The organism is Sinorhizobium sojae CCBAU 05684 (assembly GCF_002288525.1).
Classification (GTDB): Bacteria; Pseudomonadota; Alphaproteobacteria; order Rhizobiales; family Rhizobiaceae; genus Sinorhizobium; species Sinorhizobium sojae.
Window position 1 is genome coordinate 2918051 of record NZ_CP023067.1, and the last position, 18332, is coordinate 2936382.

Below are 18332 nucleotides of genomic sequence, written 5' to 3' on the forward strand. Positions count from 1 at the left end.
CTGTCCTTCGAACTTTAGGGGAGGTTAGTGCTTGGATCCTCGGGTCAAGCCCGAGGATGACCGAAGAGCGAGGGGCACCGGCAGTGATCCCATGCAGGAACCTCAACAGACCGTCGAGCGGGATGAGGAAAAGTGTGCGCGGTTTTCCGCCCGCATCCCACTCTACTGCACCTTGCGGAGAATGAGCTTGCCTTCGGGAGAGATCGAGCGCTCGTAGCGCGGCAGGTCGGCGATCGACGTACCGTCGGTTTCAGCCGGCGGAGAGCCTTCCGCCACATCCGGTCCACCGGCCGGAGCCCCGAACGAAGGCGCGAGGCGTTGCGTGACCCCCTTGCCTGGCGCGCTCAGGATAACGGAGCCGCTAGAGGCCGGCGCCGAGACGCGCACGCCGCCATCGAATTCCGCGATCTCCTTTCGCAGCCCTTCCAATTGTTGACGGATGATCGCAAGCTCGTCGGCCTTGGCACCTTGTACGACATGCCGCCCCTGCTTCTCGATCTGCAGTTTCAGCCCGTCGATCGAACGCTTGACCGCGGCGAGAGCCTCCCGGCTTTCGCGCACATCCGCGGCATTCTTGGCCGTATAGAGCAGCATCCCGGCATTCAACGGCAGAAACACCACCGCGAGCGCGATGAAGGGCGCGAAGCGGGAACGGGCGGGCTCTTCCGCAGCCCGTTCGCGCCGCACGCCATCGAGTTCCACATCGACATTCGCCAAGCTGACCATAGCCTCACTCCGCCGCTAATGCATGTCGCCCAAAAGTGCGCAGCGGTTTTGGGGCAACGACATGCACAAAAACATAGACCTAAAGCGCGTCGAACGAGTACGTTTGATCGCGACGCGCTTTAGCAGGCCGAAGCCCTCGAACATATCCCGGCGCCGTCCAGGGCGGAGAGGCATCATTCACGTCTCAATCCGACGTGAATACCCCTTCCCAGGCCCGTTCCAGCAACTCCAGCGACGCAACCTTCCGCACTCCATTGAATTCGCAATAGGACCCGATGAAATCGAGCAGGTACTTCGGATGGTAACAGGACGCCATCGATTCGCCACTGTAACGATGATCGTAGAACAATTCTAGGTCGCGTGGGCAAAGCTCCACGTCGACGCTGTGCGAATAGGCTTCGAAGATCTGGAAATAGTCCTCCCGGGATGGCGTGTTGACGAAGATCTTGTATTTCAGCCGCCGCAGGCCCGCCTCGTCGGAAAGATCCCGCGGCGCGATATTGGTGGAGAAAACCACGAGCTCGTCGAAGGGAACCTTGAACTTCTTGCCCGTATGCAGCGTCAGGAAATCGTAGCCGCGCTCGAGCGGCACGATCCAGCGATTGATCAGCGCCTGCGGCAGGACCTGCTGGCGCCCGAAGTCGTCGATGATGAAGATGCCGCCGGAGGCCTTGAGGTGGATCGGCGCCTCATAGACATTCGAGCCCTCACCCAGGGTCAGGTCGAGGAGATCGAGCGTCAGCTCGCCACCGGTCTTGATCACCGGCCGTTTACATTCGACCCAACGCCGGTCGGCCTTGGAATAGGGCTTTGCTCCCGTAACCGTTTGATGCACCGCCTCGTCATGGAAGCTGATGACGTAGCCGCCGACCTCGATGGCATAGGGCACGAAGATCGTCTGCCGGAAGAGGCGCGCGGACCTTTCGGCGATGCTCGTCTTGCCGTTGCCGGGTGGTCCGTAAAGCAGGATCGATTGCCCGGAATTCATCGCCGGCCCAAGCTTCGCGATCAGCGACGGCGAAAGCACGAGCCCATCAAGGGCGTTGGTCAGGACCTCCGGTGTCACCCGTTCGTGATGGATCGTCTGCAGCCCGAGCTGGCGGCAGAAGGCATCGAGAGAGACCGGCGCCGGCCCTACGTAGCTCGACTGCCGCAAGGCGGCTTGCGCATATTCGACACCCTTCGATGAGAGCGCGTAGCGGATGTCGGATCTGACGTCCTCTCCCGCCAGCCCGCGCGCCTCGAAGTAAGCAAGCTTGGTGAGTTCCTTGATCAGGAGATTGACGACCGCCTTGGAGAGCTTCATGCGCTCGGCCAGATGCGACGGCGTCACCGTGTCCTGTTCGGTCGCGCATTTCGCCGTGAGCCGCAGCAGGAACGACAGTTCGAGCCCGGTTTCCTCGATGCTCATCGGCGCCAGCGGCATCCGGGGATCGAGCGTGGCGGCGAAATCTTCACGAACTTCGTCGAGCGAATGCATGGGAACCTCCTCTACCAATTTGGAGCGGCATGCGGGCGGAACCCGCACACACTTTCCTCGATCCCGCTCTAACCGCCGGGCGCCGTCATGCCGACGAGCAAGCTGATGACGCGGATGACGATGGGAACGAGCACGATGACGAGGCTGACCGGGAACAGGAAAGCTCCGAGCGGCAGCAGCATCTTGATCGGTAGGGCATTGGCCTTTTCCTCCGCCCGCACGATGCGAAGATCCCGCATCTCCTTGCTATAGACCCTGAGCGTCTGGGTGACGCTCGTGCCAAGTTCCTCCGATTGCCGGAACAGCACCGAAAGCGCGCGCGCCTCGTCGATCCGGAGCCGCGCCGCAAGATTGGCAAGCGCCTCGCGCAGTCTTCGGCCGCCGCGTACCTCGAGCATCATGATCGACAGATGCAGGCCGAAATCCTGTCTCTTGCTGACGAATTCCCGCGCGACGCGGTTTGCCGCCGCCTCGAGGCTCATGCCCGCGTCGAGGCAGACGATCAGCATGTCCATGAAATCGGGAAAGAGGCGGCGATACTCCCGCTCCTTCGCGTCGCCTCGCCGGTCGATATAGATATTCACCAGGATGAAAGTCGCGCCGGCGGCGAACATCGCGATGAGGAGCGTCATCAGTCTGGACGTTTCCGGCACGAAGCGGTTCAGAGCCCAGACGGTTGCGACCAGTACGCCCATACAGGCGATCGCGCGGATCATCTGGAAGGTCGTGACCGCATTGGCGCTGAAATAGCCGGCGCGGATCAGTCGGTTCTGCGTCGAATTGGCGTTGGTGTCGCGCCGGGTGATCTCGAAATAGCGGCGGATCAGCCGGTTTTCCGCCTCGCCGAGCTCGTCGATCGCGGCCTCGCCGACGTGAAATTCGTCACCGTGTGCCCTGGCACGCGCCTCGGAGAGGCGGACGCCGACCTCGCGGCGACGGAAGACAACCTCCGATGCGGCTGCGGAAAAGATCAGAACCGAGAAGAAGACGACGAGGTAAATGCCGTACTCGTTCCACATGGCGGCACCTCAATACTCAAAGTTGACCATCTTGTAGAGAATGACATTGCCGATCGCCATCACGATCAGCAGGCTCGTGACGATGATCGAGCCGTAGCCGCTGTTCCAGACCGGGTCGAAATAAGCCGGCGACAGCGCCTTGATCATGCTGTAGAGAAGAAACGGATAGACTGACATGAAGATCGCGGTGAAGCGCCCCTCCGCCGAAATTGCCTTGACCTTCGCCTTCAGCATGAAGCGGTCCCGCAGGGTCTTGGAGAGGTTCTGCAGGATCTCGACCAGATTGCCGCCGGTGCCGGCCTGGACACTGAGCGAGATCGCCAGCAGGTTGAGATCCTCGACCCCCACCCGATCATTGAGGTTGATCAGCGCATCGTCGAGCGTCACGCCATAGGTCAGTTCGTCCGAAAGGAGGCCGAACTCGCTGCCGATCGGATCCGGCATTTCGCGCGCGACCAGCGAAATCGCCGCGGGCAGCGGATGCCCGGCCGCAAGGCTGCGCGTCGCGACGTCGAGCGCCTCGGGCAGCTTTTCCGCGAACTTGCGCATGCGGGTCGCCCGAGCCCGCCAGATAACGATGACAGGGATGAGCAGGCAGATCGCAAGAAAGACCGGAATGCGGACCAGGTTGGTCGGCACGAAGAACTGCACGACAAGCCAGACGGCAAGCGCGCCTGCGACACCATAGAGCGTGAAGCGTTTGCCGTCGAACTTGATACCGGACTGCACGTAGTATTGGCGCAGCCGCTGCATCAGCGGGAGCGAACGCCATTCGGCGCCGCGTTCCTTCAGCATATCGCGGTAGATCTCGCGGTGGTTTTCATTGCCGGCGAGCAGGCTCAGGCGATGGTTGACCGCCTTGCTGCGTTCGGAGGTCCGGAAGTAGCCGCGCAGCAGCGCTTCGGCGGAAATCAGCGCCGCGACGAAGACGGCGCCGTAAAGGAGCAGGAGCGTCATTTCTTGCCTCCCGTCTGCAACGGCTTGCCGGGCTCGAAGATCGACTGCGGCACGACGATGCCGACTTCGGCGAATTCCTCGACGAAGCGCGGTCTCAGGCCCGAGGCGCGGAATTCGCCGACGATCCGGCCGTTCTCGTCGGTGCCGGTCTTCTTGAAGCGCATGATCTCCTGCATCTGCACGACCTCGCCCTCCATGCCGGTGATCTCGGAGACGGAAACGAGCTTGCGGCTGCCGTCGCTCAAGCGCTGCACCTGGACGATGAGCGTAATCGCCGAGGCGATCTGCGAACGGACGCTTTGCGGGGTCATCGGCATGCCGGCCATGCCCACCATCTGCTCGAGGCGGCTCACCGCATCGCGCGGGGTGTTGGCGTGGATGGTCGTCATCGAGCCTTCATGGCCGGTGTTCATCGCCTGCAGCATGTCGAAGGCCTCTTCGCCGCGCACTTCGCCGACGATGATGCGGTCCGGCCGCATGCGCAGCGCGTTTTTCAGAAGCTCGCGCTGGCGGATCTCGTTGCGGCCGTCGAGCGTTGGCGGCCGGGTCTCCATACGGCCCACATGCGGCTGCTGCAATTGCAGTTCCGCCGCGTCCTCGATAGTGATCAGCCGCTCCTTCGGCGAGATCTGCGAGGAGAGCGCGTTGAGCAGCGTCGTCTTGCCCGAGCCTGTACCGCCGGAGATGACCATCGACACCCGCCCCTTGACGGCGGCGCTCAAGAGGATGCGCATCTCCTCCGCCATGGCGCCGAATTCGACGAGGCGCTCCATGGTCAGCGGCTTGCGGGTGAACTTGCGGATCGAAACCAGCGGGCCGTCGATCGAAATCGGCCGGATCGCGACGTTGACGCGCGAGCCGTCCTTGAGGCGGGCGTCGACCATCGGCGTCGACTCGTCGACGCGGCGGCCGACCGCCGAGACGATCTTGTTGATCACCCGCAGCAGGTGGTCCTCGTCCTTGAAGCGCACGGCCGTGCTTTCGAGCACGCCCTTCCGCTCTACATAGACGTTTTTGTAGCCGTTGATGAGAATGTCGGCGACGCTCTCGTCCGCCAGCAACGGCTCAATCGGCCCGAGGCCCAGCATCTCGTCGGTGATGTCGCGAACAAGATCGTTGATTTCCTTGGCATTCAGGGCTGAGTTGTTGCGGCGGATATAGTCCTTGACCAGCGGCCGGATCTCCGCCGCGATCTCTTCGGTATCGAGCGAGTCGAGAATGCCGAGATTGATATGATCGAGCAGGTGACGATGGAGGTTCACCCTTTCGGAGACCATGTCAAGGCCAAGCGGCGACTGCTCTTCGCTTGTCGCCTCGGCGACTGCCGCCACCGGCGCGGCCGCAAACACCGCCGCCCCGCCTGAGGGAAATTCGACGACCGGACCGCCCTCGGCCCTCTCCTGCGGCGGCTGCTTGTAAAAGCGTCCTATGAACCCATTCGCCATCAGCCTTACTCCTTACACACACTCGTTACTCTGCGGGTGCCGCTCACCCCCTCTGGCCTGCCTCCCTACTTCACCACCACCGTCGCCCCCAGCTTCACCCGGTTGTAGAGATCGATCACATCGGCATTGCTCATCCGGAAACAGCCGGAGGAGGCGAATTCGCCGACGGTCGATTGTTCGTTGGTTCCGTGGATGCGGTAGAGCGTGTCCGCCCCGCCGCGGTAGAGATAGAGCCCGCGCGCGCCCATGGGATTGAACGGGCCCGCCGGTACGAGATCGGGCAGTTCCGGCGAGCGCAGTTTCATCTCCGCCGGCGGGCGCCAATCGGGCCATTCCGCCTTGCGGCCGATCCTGACGACGCCCGTCCAGCGGAAACCGTCGCGGCCGACGCCGATGCGGTAGCGAAGCGCACTCTTGCCGGAGAGGACAAGGTCGAGAGTCCGCTCGTCGCTCTTGATCACGATCGTGCCGGCCGGGTGGGCCTGGGCGGCGTTCACCACGGTCGCCGTCGTCTGGCCGAGATTGCGCGGCACCCGCGCGCTCGCCGCTTTGGCGATCGCGGGAAGGGTAAGCGGGATCAGCACCAGTAGGGCGCCCGCCAATCGCTGCCACGCCGTTCCCGCCTGCCGCTTGCCGATGTCCTGTCCCCCTGCCTTCATTTCACCAATGCTCCGAGCTTGCCGACCGCGCTGCAGAAGCGCGAGCGCGCGTTGACCTCGACCGGCAGCACGCCGCGGTCGAGCGCCTCGCGCAACGTCTCCCAGTCATAGGCGACGATATGGGCGTGAATGTCCTTGAACACCTGGTCGATCTGCTTGCGGCTGACGCCGAGGCTGAAGAGCCGGCTGCGATATTTGTTGACGACGAGAAAGATCGAGGCCGGGCTGCCGCGCAGCCGCGTCAGATGCAGGAAGAGGTCCCGCGCCTGGTGCAGCGCGGGGATGGTCATCTCGGTGACGATCGTGACGCTGTTGACCGATCGCAGCACGTCGTCCTTCCATGGCGTACTGTAATACGGCATGTCGATCACCGTCTCGTCGCTTTCGAAGGCTGCGACGTCCAGCATGCGCAGCACCAGTTCCGCGCCCTTCGGCGACCAGAGGACCGATGGCTGCTTGAAGGAGAGAAGCGAAAAGCCGCTCGAATGGCGCTTGCGCACGAGATCGATGAATTCGAGGTCGACGCGCGTGGGATTCGCGATGACCGGCATCAGGTCATAGTCGTTGACGAGGTTCAGATAATAGCCGAGCGACCCGGAGGAAAAATCCATGTCGAAGAGATCGACACGCGGCGTGCCGGTTTTCGTCGGCTGCGCCAGCACATGGGCAAGCGAGGAGGCGATCACACTCGCCCCTGCCCCGCCGACGGCCGAGACGACCGCATGCACGCGGCTGCCGGTCGCGCCCGCAGTCGGCGTATGGGTCGAGATCATGTCGATCAGCGCCCGGCGGTCGAGCGGCTTCTTCAGCCAGTCGCTGCCATTGAGGCGGATAAGCAACCGCATCCGCTCGTCCGTCAGCTCCTCGGAAACGACGACGAGCGGGATGCTGCGGTGATTGGCGCGGAAGGAGAAGAGCTCCGGCTGCTGCAGCACCTCGCCATTGTCGACATCGAGCACGATCATGTGGAACACGGCCAGATCGAAACGACCCTTTTCTCCGAGCGCCCTCAGCGCCATGTGGCGGACGTCGTAGCGCGACAGCGATCCGAAGGTGTCGAGCATGAAGCTCGCAGCCGCGGCATCGTCGGAAAGGACGAGGATCTTGGTGGTCGCTACGAAGTTCATATGGGCTGTCATCTCGCTTCCCCACGCATTATCAAAGGTTTAGCAGGTTGAGCACGTTCTCAGGTCTTCAGTCGTGATCGTCACCGGATGGGCGGGCACGGTAATGTCGTCGAGCCCCAGCAGACCGCCGAGAAGCGGAAGGTCGAAGGTGATGTTGCGAACCTCGAACCGCATGGTTAGCACCGCCCCCTCGGGGCGGCCCCAATAGCCGAGCCCGGAACGCTGGTAGGTGACGACCAGGTTCGCCGGCTGAATGCGCCAGTTGATATCGCAGATGCCGGGCCGCGGATCGCCCGCCGTGCCGCAGACGCCGTCGCTTCCGCGCACGATCCGACTCAGTCGAGCGGCATCACAAGCCGCATAGCCGGGGCCGCAACTCACGGAGATCGACGCATCGTTCGGCGTCGCGCCCCCGTTGTTCAACGGATTCGCAGCGCCCATTGGAAATGCGGCGTCAAAAGCCGCCTGGCTCACCAGCGGATCGGATACGGCCGCCAATCGCGCGCCATATTGCAGCGCCTTAACCGTCTGGTTCCATTGCGACATCGCGTAGCCGAATTCGATGAAGGCGGCAAAGACCAGGAGCACGATGGGAAACGTGATCAGCGCCTCGGAAAGTGCGACGCCGCTCTCGTCCTGGCGGAATCCGATCTTCCGAGCAGGCGAGGCCGATCCGCCGGACGTTGTCGCGGAATTCGCGCCACCCTCATCCCTGTGCTCGTCACAGGGATCCAGCCACAGTGCGTCCGCACCGTGATTGACCCTCTCCGACTCGACGCCGAAACCAACGCGTGCCCAACCCCGATATTGCTTCTTCAGTGCCGCCGACGCGGCGCCGCTGGTTTCCTGTGACGAGCGCAGGAATGAGGGAGGGGTGGACGCGCTGCCGGCCAGCGGAGCGCCCTGCTCCACCAGATCGCCCAACGGCTGTTCATGTATCCGTTCGGTTACCATCCCATATACCTCTCTTCATGCGAGACGCTGATGGTGATGGCGCCGATGCCGAGCCAGCCGAAGAGCGGCGAGGCTTCGTAAAGATGCGCGGTCGCGAGCGTGATCGTGCCGTCGGCGCTAACCGGCGTGACGGTGATATCGCCCAGACCCGGGCCCCATCCTGGGACCCGCAGCACCGCGCCCGCCGCCGGCGCCTGCGTGCCGTAGTAGGCGATCGTTTTCGCCGTCGCCTCGGTGCAGGTGGCGGTATAGGTCGGCGAAGACGGACGACAGCGGGAGAGATAGCGGCCGGCATCGCGCAGGCCGGCATCGATCTGCATCCGCTCCCACATTAGGTTGCCGAATTCGAGAATGCCGACAGCAAAAAGCGTTACGAACGGCACCGCAACCAGCGCCTCAGTGAGCACGGCACCCTCTTCCTTCCGCCAGAATGTGCAATTGGGCCGGTACTCAAGAAGATGTTTGAACGCCCTCATCGTACCAACTCCGCTTCTTCCCGCAGGAACTCGTCAAGCGTGCCGCGCCCGCCCTTGCCGGTGATGTCGATCATTTCGAGCGACAGATAGCGCTCGCTACTCTGCTTGATTGCCGGCTTCGTCGCGAACATGCGGGCGAAGGCGATTGCGCGCGTATCGGTGCTATGCCCCGTCAAGCGACCGGCATTGTATTCATGCTTGCAGTTCACCACGGCCGCAAAGATTTCCCGGCGATCGCCGTAGTCGCCATCGCTGTAGTTCGACAGGTCCGGCCCGGAGTAGCATTGCCCGCCGGTCAGGGGGGCGCCCTTTTCGCCACTGTTGGAAGCATGGTTGAGCAGAGTCGGATCGTTGAGCTCGTAGCGATAGACGTCATAGGCTGAAGGCTGCGACGGCGACCCTGTTGGCGACGGATAGCTGGAATGATTGCTCAGGATATCGCTGGTCGAAGGAACGCCTGTGCCATGCGCAACATTCCAGTAAGTGTTATATTGCCAATTGTTGCCGGTGCTTATCTTGCCGCCGGCAAGCGGGCTCATCGACGCCCCATAGCCGAGCGGCACGGCCAGGTTGATATCGCCTACGGTGCTGCCGGACATCACCGGATCATAGTCGCTGCAGATCTTGTTGGCGCCGCCCGTCTGCGTCTGCGCCGAGCGAACATTGCGCGCCGGTCGATAGCGGCCATCATTGCTCGCGCTCTTGAACGAGCCGCCATAAAGGCCGAAGCGTGTATTCAGGCCCGCCTCCACGGGGCCGGCATTGGCGCCCGTCTTGGTTTCCAAAGCATCCTGCTTGTAGCACACACCCGGGGCGCCGGTCGCCAGGGCTTCAGCGAGCACATTCGCGCCATTGCCATAGGTCGAGAGAAAGCCGAAATTGCCGGGGCCGGGTGAGCTGGAGGCAGTACTGTGAAGCTCGATCTGCACGCCGTAGAGGTTGCCCGCGGCAAAATTCGTGTGCAGCAGTTCTTCCGCCTCTTCGTTGTTGGTGCCGGAGGCGTTCTCATACGGATTGCAGATATAGATCGGCGTCACGTTGCAGGCGCTGGCCCGATAGACCGCTATGGCCTCGGCGGCAACGTTTATCGTATCCCGATTGAAGCCGACGGGGATTGGAAAGATCGTGGTCATCGCCTGAGGCTTGGCAATTACATAGGCGTAGGAAGCATCGTTTGGGCCGGTGGCCATGTAGGTCGAGCTGGTAGGATCGAAATCCGTATCGTCGTCCGCCGGAATGCTCTTGAGGTAATGGACCGTCACCGTGCTCCCGGCGTCGTTTCCCGCATCATAGGTCACCGTGATATGCGAGCCGAGCGACATGCCGGTGCCGCCGCCACCGAAGGCGGCGCTGTTGGCAAGCGTCTCGATTGCCGCATTGGCCCGGTCGATCGCGTCGTCGCGGCCGTCGAGCTCGCGGGCGCCGGCAAGCGCCATGGCATCGACGGCATTCTGCAGGTCGGTGTGGAGATTGCCCGTGCGCCCGACATCGATGACCATCAGCGAAAAGCCGAGCAGAAGCGGCATGGAAATCAGCGTCAAGGCGATGACGTAGCCACGGTTGTCGTCCAGGAAGCGTCTGATTGCCTTACTCAACATGGCATGCTCCTCGGATCGCGGCGGAATATCCGCCACGGCTTAGCTGTCGCCAGAAGCGAAGTGCTCGGGACGACACAGGCTTAATACAAGGGCGGAATCTTCAAAAATATCAGCGGTTATCCGCCCGCATCCCGCGTCTGAACTTATAAAATCTGTTTTCGGATCACCCGATCTCGACCGTTTCGGCCGAGGATCGAGAGAAGCCTAGTATTTCACTTCACATTCCAGCGGCACTATTGCCGCTGTTCATGTTTCGGGCCGCCCTTTACTGGGCGGCGGAATTGGTTCCATTCGGCGGCGTGGCCATCGGCAGGATCACCGCTGCCGGCGGTGGCGCGCTCGTCTGCCCGCCGCCCTGATAGGTGCGCATCGCCCGATTGATGACCTTGCCGTCACTCGGAATATTGGTGTTCTGCGCCACCCGCGGGAAAGGCTCCTGGATGTGGATGCCCTTATTGGCCTCCACCGCATTGCCGAGCCCGAAGGTGATCGAATCGCGATGGTTCAGGTAATCGGCGCAGCCCGAAAGCAGGCCCGTTGCCGCCAGAACCAGGAGAAGGCGCTTATTTCTTTGCAACGGCAACTTGGCCTCCCACATCCAGATCGAGACGGTGGCCATAGGGGCCCTTCACGCCTTCGCCGTGACGAAAGCGGCGCAGCATGTCCTTGTCCACTTCGAGAATGCCGAGCGCGAATAGCTCCGCGTCATTCGATGAGCGCGTCTGCTCGAGCGGGCTGTAGAGATCCTCGCCCGGGCGCGCTGGCCGCACGATATGCGGGGTCACGACGATGACGAGGTCCGATTCCCGCTTCAGGAAGCTCGTCGACCGAAACAGCGCGCCGATGACGGGAACCTGCCCCAGCCACGGCAATTGCTGGACATCCTTGGAATTCACCGACTGCAGAAGGCCCGCCATAGCGAAGCTCTGGCCGTCGCGGAGCGCCACCGTAGTGTTAGCCGCCCGTGAGATGAAGCCCGGATTTCCGTTGACGCTGATGGACGTATCGAGTTCAGAAACCTCCGGCTGGACTTTCAAGCTGATGAGGCCATCGTCAAGCACTACCGGGGTGAAGCTGAGCCGTACGCCGAAGGGGCGGTAGTCCGTCTCGGTTGCAACCGTCGCACCATTGGCGACCGTCGACAGGATCGGCACTTCGCCGCCGGCATGGAAACTCGCGGTCTCGCCGCTGAGCGCAATCAGGTTCGGCTGCGCCAGGCGACGCACCAGGCCTTTTTGCTCCAGCGCATTGATGACGATGTCGATCTGGCCGCCGGAAATCTCCAGCACCTTGGCGATCAACTGCCCGAAGGGCTGCATGCCCGTTGCGGCACCGGCGGCATCGCCCAACGTACGCACGAGGCTGCCGTCATCTACAGCGATACCCTGGCTAGTGGTCGCCTTGCCGATGCCGTTGCGGCCCTGCCCGGACCAACCGATGCCGAGGTCGCGGCCGGTCTGGCGCGAGGCCTCGATGATTCGTACCTCCAGCATCACCTGCTGCGATTCGGCAACGCGGAGCTGGTTCATGACCGGCTGCTCGGAATAGGACTGGGCGATCTCGACGACGCGCTGCAGCTCTACCGAATCGCGCACCGTACCCGCCAACCGGATGCGGTTGTTGGAGTTGAAGACCTGCACTCTGGACGAGGGCGCCGCGGCCCGGACCGCCGACGCCACTTCGCTGAAATCGCTGGCGATGCGGACGTCGATGACGCCGATCAGCTGCTTGTTGTCGTCATAGATAGAGATATTGGTGGCGCCCAGGGCCTTGCCGCGGATGAAGAGCGATTGGTCGGAAAGCGGCACGACGTCGATCAGTTCCGCGCTGCCGATCACCAGGTCGCCAAACGCCTTGCTCGTCCGGATGGTGACCGTGTCGTTCGGCGGCAAGGTCACCTGTTCGACCGAGCCCGTGAGGTTGATATATTCTTCCTGGGCGTCGGCCGGGCCGACGAAGCCGGTTCCCCAGCTCCCGAAGGCGATCGCTGCCGCGGCTGTCGCCGCGAGGGCCCTGGCGCGCATCGCCCCCTTGTTCTTTCCCCTCAACATCCCCGCTTCTGCCTCCGCTCCTCGTTCGGCCGCTAAAGCCCCTGCGGCAAGCCCATCTCACTGGATCAAACCGACTCGCACCTCTTCGCGCTTCGTCGTGTTCCAGACGCCGACCGTCGCCCATTTCGGCTGAATCGGCAAGTCCGGTTCTACCTTACGTTCCACAATTTGTAACTGCTTTTCTTTAACAGGTTGTTTCATTTTGCCTTCGACGGAGTCGATCCGGCTGCCGAGTTCGTCGCCGACCTTCTGGACCAGCTTCTCGATCGTATCGAATCGCCCGTCGTCTGTTTTAGTGGCGAGCTCGTTCGAAACTAGCCCGCCGCCGAGATCGGCGACCGTGATCGGCCGGGTCTGCTCCACGTCCGAGGAGGCGATGTTGCGCAACGCAAGCGACAGCGTGCCGATGCTCGCCCCGAGCGTCAACCGCTGTGCCTCGTCGGTCGTCACCTCGAAGGTCACGGTCTTGACGACGGAAGGCTCGTCCTTGCGCTCATCCGCAGTTTGATCCACGGCCAGCACTTTCACGCCCTGGAGCAGCACGTCGACAAAGGTCTGCTCATTGTTGTTCTGCTGATTGCGAACGACACGCGTCAGCAGAACGTCGACACGGTCCGAGGGCCGCACGAAACCGGCAACGCCCAGCACGTCGTTGACGCGAATGGAAATGGCCTTCATCCGCTGATCAAGCGCGGCCGAAAGCGTCGCCCGCTCGCCGGCGCCGGTAATCTTTGAGGTCAGAACAGGCTCGCCGGGATCGATCGCCTCCATGGCATAGCGCGGCTTTGTTTCGTCGCCGAGGACCGCCTCCAGCGTTTCGAACGAGCCATCTGGCCTTTCCAGAGAGGACCAAGGAATGGTCTTGAGGTTTTCCGGCAGTACCCGGTCGCCGAAGCGCATGGGCTTGGCGGCGACGACAAGCGTTTTCTCCTCGACCTTGGGGGCACTTGCGGCCGCAAGCCGCGCCTGCTGATCGGCGAGATAGGTACGCGTCCCAAAGACCGCCGCACCGGCAAGTAAAATGGCAATTGAAAGACTTAGAACCGTCGAGGAGCGCATCGCCGATACTCCATACGTGATCGAAATACATTTCGACAATTGTTAAAATATGGGAGAGGGGTCGAAAAACCCCTCTCAGCAATGTCATCGCGAGGATACCGAGCAATTCTTACGGCGTCGCAGGAGTGCCGCAGTTTGTTTGGCAACCGGTTTGAGTCCAAAAACCGCCCCAAGAAGCCCATGCGGTATTCAGGTTTCCGCCGGCAATAATTACGGTGCCAACAACGCCACCCACAAGAAGCCCAAGCAGGATCAGATATTCAGTCAGCGCGACGCCATCTTCTTCCCGCGCGAAAGCGCGTACCGTAGACATTACAGCTTTCATCGAGAAATCCTTTCAAAATATACTTCGCGTGACCGCAATTTCCCCCGGCCCGCGCCATCGTCGAGACCACCTCGTCGATGGGTACGATTAATAAACCGTTAACTACTACTTAGTCAACCTCTAAGATGTAGCCATTTACGGCATCTCTATCTTATGGTTAAAATGGAACATAAAGATAACCCATTTCGAATTGGAATTAGTCGTACGATTATTACATGGTGATTAGTGACTTTACGCCTTTATAACCCGAATGGATTAGAAATTATCGAAAAACGATTTGAAGATAATCCGTTTCGACCGCACCGAGGGGCCTCGATTAAGATGATCGCAAGCATCAACATTATAACCATCGCCTCCGTCTTCCTTCTCCTCTATGCCGCCTGGAGCGATTTCCGCCTCTGGAAAATCCCGAACGGCACCGTGCTGGCGCTGATCGTCGTCTACGCGCTCGATGCCACGCTGCGGCTCCTGGCGGCGAAAGAAACCGGCGGCGCGCTGGGATTGCTGATGGAGCAGGATCTCGGCGCCACGCTCTTCTCCTTTGCCGGCATCGGCGGCGATCTCGCCGCCGGCCTCCTGCTCTTCACGCTTGGCTTCACCCTCTGGTGCTTCCGCCTCTTCGGCGCCGGCGACGCCAAGCTCTTCCTGCCGATTGGACTTCTCATCGGCTGGCACGGCATGCTGCCCTTCTCAATCTTCCTGCTGATCGGCGGCGTGCTCACCATGCTGGCCTTGCGCCTGCCGATGCCGCTTCAATTCGCCCACTATGCCGTCGTCATGCGCCTCCAGGAGATCCGCACCACCCGTAAGATCCCCTACGGCGTCATCATGGTCGCCGCCGCGCTGGCCGTGATGGCGTTGCGGCCGGCCGGGGCGTAAAGGGCTGCGGCAGGTTCCGGCGAAGCGGGAATGTCGGCGACCTCCCTTCGGTTGCTCTGTGGCTTGTGCATGGATCCTCGGGTCAAGCCCGAGGATGACGGGCAAGAAGGCACGCACGGTGACGAGAGAACGGGTCAAGGCCGATGATGACAGGCGAAAAAGGCAAGCGCGAGGGTGTCGGGAGAACGGGTCAAGCGCCGTGGTGAAGGGAGAAGGGCAGGTCCTTGGGATAGCATCGCAGGGACAGTTTGCCGGATGTTTTCTCAGCCGCTCTTTCCGTCATCCTCGGGCTTGCCCCCTCTCCCGTCATCCTCGGGCTTGACCCGGGGATCCATGCACAAGCACCATCGCTCGCATGGCCGGATATGTGTACATCGTCACGAATCAGAAGAGAGGAACGCTCTACATCGGCGTCACGTCGAACCTTGAGCGCCGCATTTTTGAGCATCGGGAAGGACTGACGCCCGGCTTCGCGTCGAAATACGGATGCAACCGGCTCGTCTGGTATGAAGAACATCTCCAGATCGGTACCGCCATCCAGCGCGAGAAATCGCTCAAACGATGGTACCGACAATGGAAGATCGAGCTAATCGAAACAATGAATCCAGACTGGCGGGACCTCTATTTCGAGCTCTGGTAGCTTGTGCGTGGATCCTCGGGTCAAGCCCGAGGATGAGGCCATGGGTAACGGTGCGATCTATCTCGCTATCTTGCCTGGCAGTCGCTTCTTGGCTTGGCGGCTCTTCTCAGTCCGCCATCCTCCAGCTTGCCCCTTCCTCGGTCGTCCTCGGGTTAAACCCGAGGATTGACCCGAGGATCCATGTACCAGCGCCAGCACCAGCGTCCGCGTCTCGTGAGAGTCACCAGTCGCTTCCCTGTGGCTTACGACCCACGTAGCCTCCGGGTCACTGGTCGTGCAGCAGGATGAGAATGTCGTAGACAGGCTCAAATCGCGTCGTTGCACGCTCTAATATCCCGCCAAACACCAACTAGGGTCGCATTCCATGGCAGAGTTTCCACAAAAGGCGAAGGTCGTAATCGTAGGTCTGGGTGGCATCGTCGGCGCATCGATCGCCCATCACCTGATCGAGCGTGGATGGGACGATATCGTCGGCATCGACAAGTCCGGCATTCCCACCGATATCGGCTCCACGGCACATGCCTCGGACTTCTGCTACACGACGAGCCACGACTTTCTTTCGGTCTGGACGACGCAGTATTCGATCGACTTCTTCGAGAAGATGGGCCACTACGCCCGCATCGGCGGCCTGGAAGTCGCCCGCACCGGCGACGACGCCTGGATGGAAGAGATCAAGCGCAAGCTTTCCTCCGCCAAGGCCTTCGGCACCCGCGCGCACTATGTCTCGCCGGCCGAAATCAAGAAGATGTTCCCGCTGATCGAGGAAGATCAGGTCATGGGCGGCATGTTCGATCCGGATGCCGGCCTCGTCATCCCGCGCTCGCAGACGGTCGCCGGCAAGCTGGTCGATGCGGCGGAAAAGTCCGGCAAGCTTAAGGTCTTCGGCAATACGCCGGCGACTTCGCTCCTCGTCGAGAACGGCCGCATCAAGGGCGTCGTCACGCATCGCGGCACGATCATGGCCGACCATGTCGTCGTCTGCGCCGGCATCTGGGGCCGTCTGATTGCCGAAATGGTCGGCGAAGACCTGCCGGTCATGCCGGTCGACCATCCGCTCACCTTCTTCGGCCCGTACAACGAGTTCGAGGGCACCGGCAAGGAAATCGGCTTCCCGCTGCTGCGCGACCAGGGCAACTCGGCCTATATGCGCGACACCGGCGACCCGAAGACCACCGAAGGCGGGCAGATCGAGTGGGGCTATTACGAGGCCACCAATCCGCGCCTCTGCCATCCGCGCGACATTCTCGAAAAGCACGAGGCACGCCTGTCGCCCTCGCAGCGCGACCTCGAGATGGAGCAGATCATCGAGCCGCTCGAGCGCGCCATGGAACTGACGCCGATCCTCGGCGAGCTTGGCTATAACGAGGGCCACTCCTTCAACGGCCTGCTGCAGGTATCGGCCGCCGGCGGCCCCTCCTGCGGCGAGAGCCAGAAGGTGCGCGGCCTCTGGTACTGCGTCGCCATCTGGGTGAAGGACGGCCCGGGCTACGGCAAGCTGATCGCCGACTGGATGACGGACGGGCGCACCGAGATCGACCATTCCTCGATCGACTACGCCCGCTTCTATCCGCACCAGCTCGAAGAGAAGTTCATCGAAGAGCGCTGCTTCGAGGCGGCGCAGAAGATCTACTTCCCGGCCGTGCATACGCGCGAGCCCTACGCGAGCAGCCGTAACGTCAAGCGTTCGCCCTTCTACGAGCGCGAGAAGGAACTCGGCGGCTACTTCATGGAACTCGGCGGCTGGGAGCGCGCGCACGGCTATGCCGCCAACGAGCACCTCCTGGAGAAATACGGCGACCGCGTTCCGGTGCGCGAGAACGAGTGGGACAGCCGCCATTTCTGGCGCGTTTCCAACGCCGAACATCTGGCGATGAGCGAGGATTGCGGCATCGTCAACCTCTCGCACTTCCACATGGTCGACATCGAAGGTCCGGACCATGTCGATCTTCTCGAGTGGCTCTGCGCCGCCAAGATCGGTGGAGACGGCAATATCGGCAAGGGTATCTACACCCACTTCCTCGATGACGAGGGCATGGTGCGGGCCGACTTCACCGTCTTCCGCATGGCCGACCGCTGCCGTCTCGTGAACGGCGCCGATGCCGGCCCGCGCGACTTCCACTACATGCGCCGCGTTGCGGAAGACCGCGGCCTCGACGTCACCATCACGGACGTTTCGGAGAAGTTCATCACCATCGGTATCTGGGGCCCCAATGCCCGCGAGACGCTGAAGAAGGTGGTTGCCGATCCGGCCGGCCTCGATGTTGAGAACTTCCCCTTCGCCGCGATCAAGCAGATCGAGATCGCCGGCAAGCCGGTCTCCGCCTTCCGCATCTCCTATGTCGGCGAACAGGGCTGGGAACTGCACATGAAGTACGAGGACGGCCTGGCCGTCTGGGATGCGCTGCGCGCCACCGGCGTCATGGCCTTCGGCGTCGAAACCTATGCGAACTCGCGCCGCATGGAAAAGAGCCTGCGCCTGCAGAACGCGGATCTTCTCACCCAGTACAACCTCATCGAGGCCGACCTTGCCCGTCCGAAGGTCAAGGAAGCGGACTTCCGCGGCAAGGCGAAGCATCTGGAGTACAAGGCGCGCGAGCACCAGCCCGCCATGCTCTGCACGCTCGTCATGACGGAGAACACCGACAGAAACGGCGTGAAGCGCTACCCGGTCGGCAACCTGCCGGTCATGGACCCGGAGACCGGCGAAGTGCTGATCGACGAACTCGGCCGCCGCTCCTACACCACCTCCATCGCCTTTGGCCCGACGATCGGCAAGAACATCGCGCTTGCCTACCTGCCCTGGGCCTATTGCCAGGAAGGTCGCAAGCTGAATATCGAGTATTTCGCCGAGACCTATCCGGTGGAGGTGGTCGGCGTCGGTTACAAGCCGCTCTACGACCCGGAAAACCTGAAGCCCCGGACCTGATCGTCTCTGCG

The 18332-nt window shown here is 62.0% G+C and carries 17 protein-coding genes; 3 read left to right on the forward strand and 14 right to left on the reverse strand.

The genetic code is table 11. From position 1 onward, the window contains the following. Window positions 1–162: 162 nt before the first annotated feature. The 14 genes from SJ05684_RS14215 to SJ05684_RS14280 form a co-directional block, all read right to left on the reverse strand. Window positions 163–726, reverse strand: coding sequence for a hypothetical protein (locus SJ05684_RS14215; RefSeq protein WP_034855915.1), 564 nt, complete (start codon window positions 724–726; stop codon window positions 163–165). Between the two features lie 184 nt (window positions 727–910). Then, entirely contained in the window at window positions 911–2206 is a 1296-nt protein-coding gene (locus SJ05684_RS14220) for a DUF8689 domain-containing protein (protein WP_034855917.1), read from the reverse strand. Window positions 2207–2274: 68 nt separating this feature from the next. After that, window positions 2275–3225, reverse strand: a complete 951-nt coding sequence (locus SJ05684_RS14225) for a type II secretion system F family protein (RefSeq protein ID WP_034855920.1) — start codon at window positions 3223–3225, stop codon at window positions 2275–2277. Window positions 3226–3234: 9 nt separating this feature from the next. Beyond that, window positions 3235–4182 carry a type II secretion system F family protein gene (locus SJ05684_RS14230; protein ID WP_034855921.1) on the reverse strand — a complete coding sequence of 316 codons (948 nt, stop codon included), beginning with the start codon at window positions 4180–4182 and terminating at the stop codon, window positions 3235–3237. Next, window positions 4179–5627: a TadA family conjugal transfer-associated ATPase gene (locus SJ05684_RS14235; RefSeq protein WP_034855924.1), complete on the reverse strand. Its 1449-nt coding sequence runs from the start codon at window positions 5625–5627 to the stop codon at window positions 4179–4181. The genes SJ05684_RS14230 and SJ05684_RS14235 overlap by 4 nt, the downstream gene beginning before the upstream one ends. A gap of 65 nt (window positions 5628–5692) precedes the next feature. After that, complete coding sequence (locus tag SJ05684_RS14240) at window positions 5693–6286, reverse strand: L,D-transpeptidase (RefSeq protein WP_083846177.1); 594 nt, start codon at window positions 6284–6286, stop codon at window positions 5693–5695. Then, window positions 6283–7425: a MinD/ParA family protein gene (locus SJ05684_RS14245; protein WP_034855926.1), complete on the reverse strand. Its 1143-nt coding sequence runs from the start codon at window positions 7423–7425 to the stop codon at window positions 6283–6285. The genes SJ05684_RS14240 and SJ05684_RS14245 overlap by 4 nt, the downstream gene beginning before the upstream one ends. 27 nt (window positions 7426–7452) lie before the next feature. Beyond that, a complete protein-coding gene (locus SJ05684_RS14250; protein ID WP_034855965.1) occupies window positions 7453–8064 on the reverse strand; it encodes a TadE/TadG family type IV pilus assembly protein in 612 nt (203 codons plus the stop codon). Window positions 8065–8360: 296 nt separating this feature from the next. Beyond that, entirely contained in the window at window positions 8361–8843 is a 483-nt protein-coding gene (locus SJ05684_RS14255; protein WP_034855928.1) for a TadE/TadG family type IV pilus assembly protein, read from the reverse strand. After that, window positions 8840–10441, reverse strand: a complete 1602-nt coding sequence (locus SJ05684_RS14260; protein ID WP_034855929.1) for a TadE/TadG family type IV pilus assembly protein — start codon at window positions 10439–10441, stop codon at window positions 8840–8842. The genes SJ05684_RS14255 and SJ05684_RS14260 overlap by 4 nt, the downstream gene beginning before the upstream one ends. A gap of 265 nt (window positions 10442–10706) precedes the next feature. Continuing rightward, complete coding sequence (locus SJ05684_RS14265) at window positions 10707–11039, reverse strand: pilus assembly protein (protein WP_034855966.1); 333 nt, start codon at window positions 11037–11039, stop codon at window positions 10707–10709. Beyond that, the gene (locus SJ05684_RS14270) at window positions 11005–12492 is read right to left on the reverse strand and encodes a type II and III secretion system protein family protein (protein ID WP_034855938.1); all 1488 of its coding nucleotides are present in this window, start codon (window positions 12490–12492) and stop codon (window positions 11005–11007) included. Before SJ05684_RS14270 ends, SJ05684_RS14265 begins: the two co-directional genes overlap by 35 nt. A gap of 57 nt (window positions 12493–12549) precedes the next feature. Next, complete coding sequence (gene cpaB, locus SJ05684_RS14275) at window positions 12550–13551, reverse strand: Flp pilus assembly protein CpaB (RefSeq protein ID WP_034855941.1); 1002 nt, start codon at window positions 13549–13551, stop codon at window positions 12550–12552. A 109-nt stretch (window positions 13552–13660) separates the two neighbouring features. Continuing rightward, window positions 13661–13876, reverse strand: a complete 216-nt coding sequence (locus SJ05684_RS14280) for a hypothetical protein (RefSeq protein WP_083846178.1) — start codon at window positions 13874–13876, stop codon at window positions 13661–13663. Window positions 13877–14197: 321 nt separating this feature from the next. Here SJ05684_RS14280 and SJ05684_RS14285 point away from each other — a divergent pair, with 321 nt between their 5' ends. From SJ05684_RS14285 to SJ05684_RS14295, 3 genes are all read left to right on the forward strand, one after another. Then, window positions 14198–14755 (forward strand): A24 family peptidase, encoded by a 558-nt coding sequence (locus SJ05684_RS14285; RefSeq protein WP_034855943.1) that lies wholly within the window; start codon window positions 14198–14200, stop codon window positions 14753–14755. 355 nt (window positions 14756–15110) lie between these two features. Then, the gene (locus SJ05684_RS14290; RefSeq protein ID WP_034855945.1) at window positions 15111–15395 is read left to right on the forward strand and encodes a GIY-YIG nuclease family protein; all 285 of its coding nucleotides are present in this window, start codon (window positions 15111–15113) and stop codon (window positions 15393–15395) included. Between the two features lie 364 nt (window positions 15396–15759). Continuing rightward, a complete protein-coding gene (locus tag SJ05684_RS14295) occupies window positions 15760–18321 on the forward strand; it encodes a GcvT family protein (RefSeq protein ID WP_034855948.1) in 2562 nt (853 codons plus the stop codon). Window positions 18322–18332: the final 11 nt, after the last annotated feature.

Coding starts and splice junctions, on each gene's coding strand:
- SJ05684_RS14215 (WP_034855915.1), bottom strand. CDS start 726: ATGGTCAGCTTGGCGAATGTCGATGTGGAACTCGATGGCGTGCGGCGC.
- SJ05684_RS14220 (WP_034855917.1), bottom strand. CDS start 2,206: ATGCATTCGCTCGACGAAGTTCGTGAAGATTTCGCCGCCACGCTCGAT.
- SJ05684_RS14225 (WP_034855920.1), bottom strand. CDS start 3,225: ATGTGGAACGAGTACGGCATTTACCTCGTCGTCTTCTTCTCGGTTCTG.
- SJ05684_RS14230 (WP_034855921.1), bottom strand. CDS start 4,182: ATGACGCTCCTGCTCCTTTACGGCGCCGTCTTCGTCGCGGCGCTGATT.
- SJ05684_RS14235 (WP_034855924.1), bottom strand. CDS start 5,627: ATGGCGAATGGGTTCATAGGACGCTTTTACAAGCAGCCGCCGCAGGAG.
- SJ05684_RS14240 (WP_083846177.1), bottom strand. CDS start 6,286: ATGAAGGCAGGGGGACAGGACATCGGCAAGCGGCAGGCGGGAACGGCG.
- SJ05684_RS14245 (WP_034855926.1), bottom strand. CDS start 7,425: ATGACAGCCCATATGAACTTCGTAGCGACCACCAAGATCCTCGTCCTT.
- SJ05684_RS14255 (WP_034855928.1), bottom strand. CDS start 8,843: ATGAGGGCGTTCAAACATCTTCTTGAGTACCGGCCCAATTGCACATTC.
- SJ05684_RS14260 (WP_034855929.1), bottom strand. CDS start 10,441: ATGTTGAGTAAGGCAATCAGACGCTTCCTGGACGACAACCGTGGCTAC.
- SJ05684_RS14265 (WP_034855966.1), bottom strand. CDS start 11,039: ATGTGGGAGGCCAAGTTGCCGTTGCAAAGAAATAAGCGCCTTCTCCTG.
- SJ05684_RS14270 (WP_034855938.1), bottom strand. CDS start 12,492: ATGTTGAGGGGAAAGAACAAGGGGGCGATGCGCGCCAGGGCCCTCGCG.
- cpaB (WP_034855941.1), bottom strand. CDS start 13,551: ATGCGCTCCTCGACGGTTCTAAGTCTTTCAATTGCCATTTTACTTGCC.
- SJ05684_RS14280 (WP_083846178.1), bottom strand. CDS start 13,876: ATGAAAGCTGTAATGTCTACGGTACGCGCTTTCGCGCGGGAAGAAGAT.
- SJ05684_RS14285 (WP_034855943.1), top strand. CDS start 14,198: ATGATCGCAAGCATCAACATTATAACCATCGCCTCCGTCTTCCTTCTC.
- SJ05684_RS14290 (WP_034855945.1), top strand. CDS start 15,111: ATGGCCGGATATGTGTACATCGTCACGAATCAGAAGAGAGGAACGCTC.
- SJ05684_RS14295 (WP_034855948.1), top strand. CDS start 15,760: ATGGCAGAGTTTCCACAAAAGGCGAAGGTCGTAATCGTAGGTCTGGGT.